General features: G+C 38.4%; 9 protein-coding genes. 2 read left to right on the top strand and 7 right to left on the bottom strand.

Going from position 1 to position 11,181, the window contains the following annotated elements; genetic code table 11:
• Positions 1-100: 100 nt before the first annotated feature.
• Together SNE_RS01010 and glk are read right to left on the bottom strand one after the other, a co-directional pair.
• The gene (locus SNE_RS01010) at positions 101-1,207 is read right to left on the bottom strand and encodes an Lpg1974 family pore-forming outer membrane protein (RefSeq protein ID WP_013942420.1); all 1,107 of its coding nucleotides are present in this window, start codon (positions 1,205-1,207) and stop codon (positions 101-103) included.
• On the bottom strand, positions 1,204-2,199 hold the full coding sequence (gene glk / locus SNE_RS01005; protein WP_013942419.1) for a glucokinase: 996 nt from the start codon (positions 2,197-2,199) through the stop codon (positions 1,204-1,206). The genes SNE_RS01010 and glk overlap by 4 nt, the downstream gene beginning before the upstream one ends.
• A 96-nt stretch (positions 2,200-2,295) precedes the next feature.
• Between glk and SNE_RS01000 the strand changes: the two genes are divergently transcribed.
• Positions 2,296-3,210, top strand: coding sequence for a leucine-rich repeat domain-containing protein (locus tag SNE_RS01000; protein ID WP_013942418.1), 915 nt, complete (start codon positions 2,296-2,298; stop codon positions 3,208-3,210).
• Between the two features lie 6 nt (positions 3,211-3,216).
• Here the strand turns inward: SNE_RS01000 and SNE_RS00995 are convergent, their stop codons facing one another.
• Positions 3,217-4,581, bottom strand: coding sequence for a hypothetical protein (locus SNE_RS00995; protein WP_041418660.1), 1,365 nt, complete (start codon positions 4,579-4,581; stop codon positions 3,217-3,219).
• A gap of 477 nt (positions 4,582-5,058) precedes the next feature.
• Between SNE_RS00995 and recA the strand changes: the two genes are divergently transcribed.
• Complete coding sequence (recA, locus tag SNE_RS00990) at positions 5,059-6,090, top strand: recombinase RecA (protein ID WP_013942415.1); 1,032 nt, start codon at positions 5,059-5,061, stop codon at positions 6,088-6,090.
• Here the strand turns inward: recA and SNE_RS00985 are convergent.
• The 4 genes from SNE_RS00985 to SNE_RS00970 all read right to left on the bottom strand — a co-directional run bounded on the left by SNE_RS00985 (position 6,062) and on the right by SNE_RS00970 (position 11,133).
• Positions 6,062-6,913: a polyprenyl synthetase family protein gene (locus SNE_RS00985; protein WP_013942414.1), complete on the bottom strand. Its 852-nt coding sequence runs from the start codon at positions 6,911-6,913 to the stop codon at positions 6,062-6,064. The two genes, recA and SNE_RS00985, sit on opposite strands and share 29 nt — an antisense overlap.
• Complete coding sequence (locus SNE_RS00980) at positions 6,906-7,562, bottom strand: acyltransferase (RefSeq protein ID WP_013942413.1); 657 nt, start codon at positions 7,560-7,562, stop codon at positions 6,906-6,908. The genes SNE_RS00985 and SNE_RS00980 overlap by 8 nt, the downstream gene beginning before the upstream one ends.
• A 527-nt stretch (positions 7,563-8,089) precedes the next feature.
• Positions 8,090-10,345, bottom strand: coding sequence for a DNA methyltransferase (locus SNE_RS00975; RefSeq protein WP_148258914.1), 2,256 nt, complete (start codon positions 10,343-10,345; stop codon positions 8,090-8,092).
• On the bottom strand, positions 10,342-11,133 hold the full coding sequence (locus SNE_RS00970) for a hypothetical protein (protein WP_013942411.1): 792 nt from the start codon (positions 11,131-11,133) through the stop codon (positions 10,342-10,344). The genes SNE_RS00975 and SNE_RS00970 overlap by 4 nt, the downstream gene beginning before the upstream one ends.
• Positions 11,134-11,181: the final 48 nt, after the last annotated feature.

The raw sequence follows: 11,181 nt of genomic DNA, 5'->3' as shown, positions 1-11,181 counted from the left end.
AAGAATAGAAAAAAGTAATTCCATCTCATTGCAAACTCATCTTTTTTACTATCCCGATAGAGGGTATAAGAGATACACTTTCTTGATAAAGAAAAAAATATTAAAAACTGAGGTTTGCAGAGAAGGTGATGCCATAAAAAGAGACATCTTCTCCTATTCTTTCGTAATCGAGACGAAGAGGCCTAGGGTTATTAGGGCCAAAGATGAAGTTATTAGGGTTTAACATCTGGTTTTGGCGAAAGTAGTATTGGACTTCATAGCCAAATTTCAAGAGAAGGTAGACTTTATCATAATGAAAGTAGCGCCCATAAGATAGACCAGAATACATTTGAAAAAATGGGGTGAAGTGATGTTTGTTTCCAATGAGCCTGATGTTGGTGTTGTCAGTTGAAGTATTTGGAGACGATTTTTCTCGTTGGGTTACTTCATCGTACTCATAAAGAAGAGCTCCCGCTAACTCACTAAAGAGACGGAAACCATCTGCTAAGAACCACGACCCTTGCACTCCAATACGTGGACCAAGGCCATCGGAATCTGAGCGAGAGCCAACTTTGTAAAATTCTCCGACAAGTTGTCCTTGTTGTTGAAGAGAACTGAAAAGAAATTTGCTTTTTTCTCTTAAATGCATGCGCAATGCCTTGGCACCAACGTGAGGGCGAAATGCTAAGCGGCGGCTGATAAAATAGTTTCGACCAAGTTCTAAGTCAAAGTTAAGATAGAGAAGTTGAAAGTTGGATTTAGCATGTTGGAAATTCCCCCCAAAGAATCCTACAAGGGCAAAAACATTTGCTGGTGGGGTTTTTCGGGTCGAAGAAGTGTCGTTACTGCGAAAGTAAGTGAAGTTGAAGTTAAGGTCCCAGTTATCGTGTGGTACTTTTCCCCCAACTCCAGCGCGAAACCCCCAAGCCCAAGTGAGATCGAGATCTTTGACTCTCCCACGTTGGGGGAGTTGATTCACGGGAAGGTTTTTCGTTGCGGCATATTCAGTACCCCCCACCTTTGGGTGCCAATAGAGGATAGCGAAAGAGATCAATAGGTGGTCATCTTCCACTTCAGGACTTGCACTTCGGAAAGAGGCTCCATAGGCTCCTTCTGACGTTTGGAATGAAATTTGATTCATATCCTGCTCGAGTTTTTCCAGCCGCTCATCGATTCCAGCAAAAAGTTGCGTCCCTAATAGTAAAAACAAGGTAAATGTTTTTTTCATTTTTTTCCTGTTTCTATGAGGTTACGCGCATAGTACATTGAACCAAGTAAGGCAGTATTATCATTGAGGACCACCTTGACGGGAATCGTAGAAAGAAGCTGTGCAAACCTTCCTTTTGCTTTAAAGTTATCCATGAACTGACCACTTTTGAGCACTTCTAAAATTTTAGGAGCAATACCTCCTCCGAGAAAAATACCACCAAGTGCAAAAAACTTAAGCGCGGCATTGCCTGCTTCTGATCCATAAATGGAAGCAAAAAGCTGCAAAGTTTTCGCACACGCTGCTGAATCACCACTGAGACCAAGTTCTGAAACAAGTCGCGGAGAATCTCCGCTATTAATGAGTTCAACAGTTTTGGGATCTTCATCTTCTAGTTTCGTGTCCACGACAAATTGATAAAGGTTGTAAAGCCCAGGGCCAGACAAAATCCTTTCATAAGAAACGTGCTCAAATTTTTTACGCAGGTAGTGGAGAAGCTGATCTTCTATTTCATTTCTTGGACCAAAATCGGTGTGTCCTCCTTCACAGGCAAATGGAAAATGGTCTTTTCCATCAAAGAAAATTCCAGCCTCACCAAGACCTGTTCCGGCAGAAACCATCGCTTGATTGCCTTGTGCGTTGGAATCACCTTCGTTTAGAACAAAAAATTCGTCTTCAGAAAGAACTTTTAAGCCATACGCGTTAGCTTCTAAATCATTGATGAGGGCAACTTTTTTAATTTTAAGTTCTGTTTCGAGCAGGCGTGAGTCGATGATCCAAGGCAAGTTAGTTGCTTTGCTTTTTCCATCTTCAACAGGTCCTGCAATTCCAAAACATGCACGTTCGATTTCGAGACCAACACCAATTAAAAATTTTTTTACAATAGTTCTTAAATTGGGATAATCTTTACTTGGAAATTTTTGATTTTTGACACAGGTTGTTTTTCCACCTTGGTCTTGGTATAATGCCAAGTGTGTTTTTGTTCCACCAATGTCCCCCGCAAGATATGACATATTTACCTCCTTCTATCTTCATTATCAAATCTCTTTTTTTTATAGAAACTAAACTTACTATCTATTTTTTTACTCTCTTTAAAAGGGAACACAATCTTGAAAAAAATTAAAAAACGCCATAAAATGTATACACTTCGTGAATCAATTATTGAGAATTTTTCAAGAAAATCTTCACTAGATGAAGTGAAAAATTTTTTGAATTACGGTGTTTATAATCAAGTTTATGGGGTTTTTATGTCAGTTAGCGCTACCTATGGAAAAGTTGAATCTACAACACATGGTACTTCTTCTTTTCCGTCTGATGATAAAACAGTTTTAACAGATCAAATTCTTGTTGATTACATTAAAACTCAATCAATAGAGAATTTGCAAGCCTTAGAGAAATGTTGGACAGAATCTTCTCAATCAATTGATTTTTCAAATATTTCACCTGAAGTAGCTTTACAATGGTTAAGCTCTCTTTCAAAAGCAACGTTTAAAATAGACAGGCTTTCCTTTCCATTCATTTCTCATATCGACATTCCAACAGAAACACTTGAAGCTTTAATTGGAGAAAAAACAGAAGTTGAATTTTCTTGGGTAAATTTGACTGATCAAACTTTTTCAGCTCTTGTAAAATTAATGGAACGAGGAAGGATCACTAAAATAAAAATTCAAGGTGGGTTTGAATTAGACGAATCAAAATTCAAACTCTTAATTAAGACTCTACAAAGTCATCCAAAACTAACATCGTTAGAGCTCTCAAATTTACGAATAACTAAAGACCAAATGATTGCTATTAGCAATGTCCTTCCAGGCATAAAAACACTGACTTATCTCACATTAGAGACAAATGGAATTACAGAAGAGATTGTCGAGCCTTTTGAAAAAATGTTAGAGACTTCTCCTCATCTAAAAGTAATTAAACTAACTTTTTCAAAGTTTGAGTCCATCCCTGGAATCGCCAAACTATTTAACTGGGTAAAAGAACCTCAAATACTCGACCTAAGTAGTAATTGGGATTATTGCTAAATTTAACTATTTTGATACCGTTGCAGCCACTACCCGTAAAAAAAACTGATCAAACTTTTTCACCAATTCTTTACCCTGCGAGGTCTCAAGAAAGGCGGGAAACCCATAAGTTTTCGTAACAATCTGATTTTTCGGGTTGACTAATGCTGAAGTCATTAACCTCGCTTGCACATAGTAATTCTCATGGGGCTTAGCTTGAATTTCGCTATGAACTTCAGTCATTTTTTTGCCACTTAGATCTTTAGGAAGTCCGTAATCTCGACAAGGATAAGCTACTTCATTTACAATGGTTCTAGGAATGAGAATCTGAAAAAGACTTCCTAACTGTCTATTTCCTCGATCTCCAAAGGGGATATCGCGCTGGTCTTCTGTTCTTTGCTTTCTTAACCACGACCCTCCTATACTTGAAGTTTCACCTAGGAGTGAAGCGTACTCTTTTGCAAACTCTGCGCGCACTTTTTTGTCGGGAAGTAACCCAAACTGATCGCAAAGCATATTAAAATAGCTCTCTTCATTTGGTGGAAAGACACTTTTATTTAAGATGAACATATCCCACGTTCCTTCCCCTAGGGTCCATCCATTACAAAATAAGGAAGGATTCACAGCTAATACCCATTCTTTAATCGGGCTTACGTGATCATCTAAAATATTCCTTTCGAGTTTCCCTAAAGGAAAATCTTCTATTTTCGTTGGATAATTGGAGTCCTTCTCTTGGGAGAATCTAAACCAATGGACTCCAGAATAGTCATGATCTGGAACTTGAAATTCTTCATTGTGAGTTCGGTTCATCACTTCTAAGAACCTTTTAGCAGAAAAACCAAATAAATAAACTGTGTTGTTCATTGAATGATAAACTGGAGAGTGTGTGTACATCGTGTCTTTTTCAACAATGAAGACTTGATCTACAATCTCCTTTAAGACGGGGTCTTGTTTCATTTCAGCTTGTACTCCATTTATCCCATGCTCAATAGATGGATCTATCGCATCTGTAGTTAAAAATTTCTGCGAAATCGATATAGGTTTGCTTGTTCCGAAACGGTGCTTATACCCTTCACTTGTCAATACAGGCTCTTGACATCTTCTTGCTAGCTCAATGTATGAAGATCTTTCGTAATTTCTAGGAAATGAAATCTCAATGATTTGACAAATAGATTTAAATCGAAGTCGTACATTTCCCATTGGAAAAGTGTTTAAGATCGCCCATTCACGGCAAGTGAGCATTGCAATCCGCGCTTCGCCATCTGTCAAAAAGGTAAAGATTTGTTGTTTTATGAACTGTGGAAAGCTTGAAAATGGTTGAAACTTATCATCTTTTTCTACTTCTTTATTCTCTTTCGTATCGACTAAGACGCACGTCATAGACGTGGACATATTTGGATCAAAACTACTAAGACTCACTTCTCAATACCCTTCCACTCCCAATTATGTAATATTATAACAAAAATTTTATTATAATTAAATTAAATTTTAAATAAAACCATAAACAACTTATAATTAACAATTTATATAAAAAATAATTATTAAAAAAGGTCCATCTATGGAGCACTAGAAAGGAAGTGAAGTAGGTTTGACATCTTCCTCTTCCTAAAGGAAGAGGATTCCTACTATGATCCAATCTACAGGGTATAAATAATTGCAGATTTCGCATTCAAATGGTGATTGCTTATGCAGAGAAAAATTGGAGAGAATAGGTGAAAAAAACTCAAAGCTTAGGTTGTAAGCATTTGAAATCTTCATCCTGATTTCCTGCTAATTATTTCTCAGAAGCGGCTCTTTTTTTTCTCCAATTGAAGCAAGCAATCTGTTACACTGGGTGAAAAAACTAAGGAAAAAGAAAAAGGTGATTCCATGTCTAACTCAGAAGATGCAGCAAAGAAAAAAGCTTTAGAACTCGCTATTTCTCATATTGAAAAACAGTTTGGAGAAGGATCTATCATGTCGCTTGGTGCTCATTCATCAACGCGAAAAATCAGCACGATTCCAACCGGCGCTATTTCACTTGATCTAGCGTTAGGTATTAACGGTGTTCCTCGAGGTCGTGTAGTAGAGATTTATGGACCTGAATCTTCTGGTAAATCAACTCTTGCTACACATATTGTGGCAAATTGTCAAAAAGCGGGAGGAACAGCTGCTTACATTGATGCAGAGCATGCATTAGATCCTAGTTATGCAGCTAAAATCGGCGTCAATCTCAATGAACTAATGATTTCTCAACCTGATTGTGGAGAAGATGCTCTCAATATTGCTGAAATGTTAGCTCGTTCTAATGCAGTTGATTTAATCGTCATCGACTCTGTTGCCGCTCTTGTACCAAAGTCGGAATTAGAAGGTGAAATTGGCGACTCACATGTTGGACTTCAAGCACGTCTCATGTCGCAAGCACTGCGTAAATTAACAGCAACTCTTTCTAAGAGTAAAACATGCGCTATCTTCATCAATCAAATCCGTGAAAAAGTTGGAGTGATGTTTGGAAATCCTGAAACGACATCTGGTGGGCGAGCTCTCAAATTCTATTCTTCAATTCGGTTAGAAATTCGACGGATTGCTTCACTTAAAGGCTCAGACAACATTGACGTCGGAAATAGAGTTAAAGTCAAAGTTGTAAAAAACAAATTGGCTCCCCCCTTCCGTGTCGCAGAGTTTGATATCTTGTTTAATGAAGGTATCTCAAGAACCGGTTCAATCATCGACCTTGGTGTAGAGCAAGGTATTATTGAAAAGAAAGGAACGTGGTACAGCTACCAAGGAAACCGGTTAGGCCAAGGAAAAGAGGCTACACGCGAAATGCTTAAAGCAAATGCCGATTTAACAAATGAAATCGAAGCGCAAATTTTAGAAAAAGTCCAAGGTATTAAGCTGGAAGAGCCGGCTCTCGTTTAAGCAAGTCTAGCAATTCATGGAACTCCAGATTAAAAATCTGGAGTTTTTTCATTTTAGATTGAAACGCTGAAAGCTCCCCTTCAAGTAAAAATAAAGCTTGCTCTTGTCCAAGACAAAGGGCAAGATTAGGGGTTTCATCGTTCCAATTGTCTTGCTCTAAGTCATCGAGATCATCAGCAATTTGAAAGGCCATCCCAAAATGATAAGCAGCTCGCTTAACGTCCTCTAAAAGGTGAATGTCGCCCCCACCAAAGAGCCAGCCAAAAGTAAAGGCTACTTCAAACAAGGTAACGGTTTTCATTTCGATGATTTCTCGAACGTCATCAAGAGTTTTTCCTTTAGGAAAAAGGTCGTAAAATTGCCCTCCAGTTGCTCCTTGAAGGCCGGAACCTTTTGTTGCACAAGCAAGAGCAAGCATTCCGACTTCTCCCGGAAAACCTTGCGCAGCACGATGGATCATTTCAAAACCTTCAGTGATCATTGCATAGCTAGCAAGTAAGGCAACAGTTTCCCCAAAAACTTTATGTGTTGAAGGTTTCTCTCGTCGAAAGTCATCATTGTCCATGCAAGGAAGATCATCAGCAATTAATGAAGCTGTGTGAAAATATTCAACAGATAAACAAGCATCGAAAGGAATTTTTCCTTGCTGCAAAGCATTTGCAATCATCAAAACGAGAATCGGACGGATCCGTTTTCCCCCATTTAAAAGAGCGTATTCACACGCATCACGCAGTTTGCTTTTTTCGCAAAGATTGGGAATAGCTTTTTTTAAATGCGCTTCAAATTGCTCTTTGTAGGGTTTGATTAGCGATAAATTAGACATGCGAAACATCCTTTCTAAGGTTTGATTCCGAAACAGACTCACACGAGCGAATTAAGCTTCTCTTTCTTAAGAGTAACCCAGGGTTTAAAACAGTGTTACACCCAATTTGTGAAGAGTCACCGACAATAGCTCCAAATTTTTTAAGCTCAGAAGAAAACTGCTCACCCCAAACGCGGACAGGAACCAATTTTTTATCTAAACGAAAATTTGCGCAGATCACTCCAGCACCAATGTTCACATCTCTACCTAAAATAGAGTCTCCGACGTAATTAAAGTGAGGCGCTTTCGCTCCATTTAAAAAGATGGCATGTTTCGTTTCAGTTGCATGTCCAATGACACAGTCATCTCCCGTTAAAAGATAAGGGCGAATATAACTCCCGTGTCTCACTTGACAATTTTTTCCAATGACACAAGGCCCCTGAATGTAAGCTCCAGGTTCAACAACTGTTCCTTTGCCAATTGAGATTAGTTCTGGATGATCTAAAATAGTTGAACTCGGAATGTCACATTCAATTTTCCCTAAAGAAAGACTTTCTAAATAGGCTTTAAGGTGTTTTAAAGCATTCCATACTGGCACCCCTTCTTTAAAAAGGGATCGATGCTCAAAAGACTCTAAGTCAAAAAAAAGTTCATATGATAGTCGATTCATGCCATTAAGAATACTGAAACGCGAGACATCTCTTCAAGAGAAGAAAAGAATATTTATATATTAATTTTCTTCTTCTTCTTTCGCTGTGGATTTGTAGATAACCTCATTTTTTAGGTGAGAAAGAAGAGTGTTCACAAGATGTCAAAAAGATGTTTATTTGTTGATAAACTTGTCGATTTGCAACCTGCGAACAATTTATCATCAACTCTTGAACAGGTTGTGAACAGAGTTTCCAACATTGTATAAAAAATTAAAAAAAATCTGGGTGAGAGGATTCGAACCTCCGACCCCTTGCACCCCATGCAAGTTTTTTCATGTTTTCAACCATATCGTTCTGTCTCATTCCATGTCACTAATTTTCTCATAACTATCTCTCATTTATTGATTTGAATCAACTTTTTGTCTTATTCTGATTCTATCGGATTGCCGGCTATCCTGAGCAAAAGAAGATGGATAATGCCTTGACCTGACCTTTTTATTACCTCACAGTTAGAGGCTACAACCTCATAACGGGGTACAAGAGCAACTTATGCTTTCGATTTCTGCAAGCATAGCGCCTGTTTTTCAAGATACTTATCTATTTTATCGTTGATCAACAAGGCTGCTCTGTCAAATTCTAACTGGAGTTCCTTGCTCATTCTGCCAGAAGACAATTGGACTAAGAGATTAGATAAAATAATGATCCGTAAATCATTTCGAGACAGTTTCCTATCAGATTCCCAAAAACGCTCTATTTGAGAATCGGTTCTCTCTGAAGCTGATATAACTGCCTGTTGCAGAGAAAATCTAGAGCGAGAGTCCTGAGAAGCCTTTCGACATACGAGAATGATGTCCAAATCAATAGGGTCTTTTGCTTGTTGCTTAGGTACGGCTATCGACATCTCAGCTTTAACTGGTTGTGCGGAGACAAAATTAAATCCAGCGGAAGCAACAGCATGGGAAACAGCTGACCATCCTTCCTCTTTTGAATGGTGGTATGTAAAAACTAGCATCCCTGTATCCTTTAAAACACGATGACACTCGGAAAATACAGCAGCTAATTTTTCAGAGAATTTCTGTGAATCAGCATCTTGGACTTCGTTGGGATGGCGAGTGGTATCAGAAGTCGCTGTCATATCACCTAGTAGTGGGTGTTGCCATGCATAAAAGAAATCGGCCAATTCGGAATAGTGCACATTGTCAAAAAAGGGTGGATCGGTGACAACTAGGTCCACGGATTGATCGTGAAGATCTGTTTTTGAAGAATCTCCACAAGAAAGATATACGGAATATGGTCGTAATTCATCCGATCTGTTAACAAAATTTAAATCACGACCAATTGGCTTATTACATTTAAAATTCTTTGTCCCAACTTTTTTGTTTTTACTTACCTCGATTTCGAATGGATTTTCACGATATTTTAAGCAGCGCAATAATCTTGATTTGAATAGACTAGAAAATGCTCCTGAACTTTTTGAAGTGCCCCAAACATTTGCTTCTATTGGATGTCTCTCCGGTTTAAGAATATGATGCGAGAACATATGACGGACTGCACCAGTTCCTTCGCCCTTGAAAGAACAGAACATGTTGTTGAATTCTAAAGTGCCAGAAAACAAAATGGAAAAGATTAACCTTAAATTTTGGTTCTCAATTTTCTGTATTTCCTTTCCTAGCCATGAAAGTGCTAAAAGTTGGCGGGGATTAAAGAATTGCTCCCACTGTGTGTAGCAATAATTCATTGCCTGAGTAGTGTTTTTACCCGGCTTTAGCTCAGTTTTGTTAATAAGAGGGGGCTCCTGACAAAGAAGATCATTTATTTGTGAAAATTTGAGCAAATCTTCACTTGTTATTTTACGGTATTCTTTTTTATTTTCAGGGGTTAGTACTATTTTAGCATACATACGGTGTTCAGGTGGCTTTCCACTTTCCTTTACAATTGATGCAATTGCAAATTGACAGTGACAGGTTGAGCACGTTGCTTTAGCTTTTTCTGTTGGACCGATTTGAGGATCAAATGCGAAAGAACATGATGGGCATTGCTCAGCAGTTGAATCGAATCTTGCAGAAAAGACTTCTCCACATTTTGGGCAAAGACATTTTGACTGCGGGAAACGAGAAGAATAAGCATGTTTGGAGAAAATGTAGTTATTGAAAAGATCAACAGGTGCTTTACAATCAGGACAATTAACGTGTTTTACCCAAAAATAATAGAGCACTTCGCTGCCGTCTGAGAGTTGGTAAAGGGATCTAACCTTTCTTCCAACGTTCTCTTCTAGAATATTGAATGTACTTTCCACATCTTCGGTATTTACGTTAGAAAATGCTGCTCGAACGCCGTTATAAGCAACAGGATTAATATCCCTTCCTATAACCGTACACCCAAGTTTAATTGCTTCTCCTATCGTAGTTCCGCTGCCCATGAAAGGATCAAAAACAACCAACCCACCTAAATCTGTTTTGGAATAAAAATGATGAAGGACGGAGGTTTTATTGGGAAGAGAGGAACCAAGAATAATTGAACGAAAGACGCTCCCCAAACGTTGTGCCCACCACTTATGAAGATGATAGATAGGTCTGTAAACTTCTTTACGCCAACTTTCTATCTCAGCTATTTCGCTAATTTCAACAAACGGAAAATCATTCTCAATGGATGACGATATAGTCTCCCATGGATTATCAGGTGAACAAATTCCTGATAATTTAAGATCTGCCATCTCAAGCTTTGAGGGGTAGGCAACAGATTGTTCTGAGCTAAAAATAGCTTTTGGGCAATTTACTAGATGAGGTGGAATCAATCGTATCACTCCTCTTCTTCTTCTAGAAAAATTTCGTTTATTTGACTCTTTGCAATAGCTACTTCTTTATCAGAATCTGAATTAATTCTGTAAGCTAAAAAGGTGTGTTTTTCTCCAGCATTTGGATTTGGAATAGTTTTAGGTGCAATTGTATTTTGAGTAAGATCGAACTCGTAACCTATAACTATACTTGCTGATTCAAAACGGATGAGATCTCCAACTTTCTTGAAATTAATTGGGGGTATCATTGTAGACGGAACGATAAGAGTCCTTGTTCCTGTAAGCCCTTGAGCGATCGCAAAGGGCGTAGGAGCTACGTACATCTTCCTATCTCGAATCATAATGTCTCCGTAACTGCCAAAACCTTTCACATTTCTGTTTTTATGTATGTATTCATGATCCGCATTAAGAAAGTCTCCATGACAAAACACAAGATCGATGACGGGATATTCATTGCCAGCCTCTTCCGCACTAGGATATCGACCGAATACGTAATAGATATCTCGACCGTTATGAAATCCCGTTGGAACTTGACTGTTACAATCATAAGTCGATTCGCGCCCAGGCCATGCAAGTCCTTTTACTTCATATCCTTCAGTAGTTTCAACTAATGAAAAATCAGGGTAGGAATTACGTCCAGGTTTGTCGTAATGGATGCCTATAGCGTCAAGTCGCGCTTGAAACCAATGTTGAAAGTGAAACTCTTTATCTGTTCTGCTAACTCGAGAAATAAGGGCTCCCTGAAGGATAGCCTCAACACACTTGGAAAATATTTCGAATATCTTTGTTTGTCTCATCAATAACGCCTATTAAAATCCAAAATTTTCTCTATCTCTTGTTCGAAT

It is taken from the genome of Simkania negevensis Z, assembly GCF_000237205.1.
GTDB classification, from domain to species: Bacteria; Chlamydiota; Chlamydiia; order Chlamydiales; family Simkaniaceae; genus Simkania; species Simkania negevensis.
This window is presented reverse-complemented; position numbering and strand designations above follow the sequence as displayed.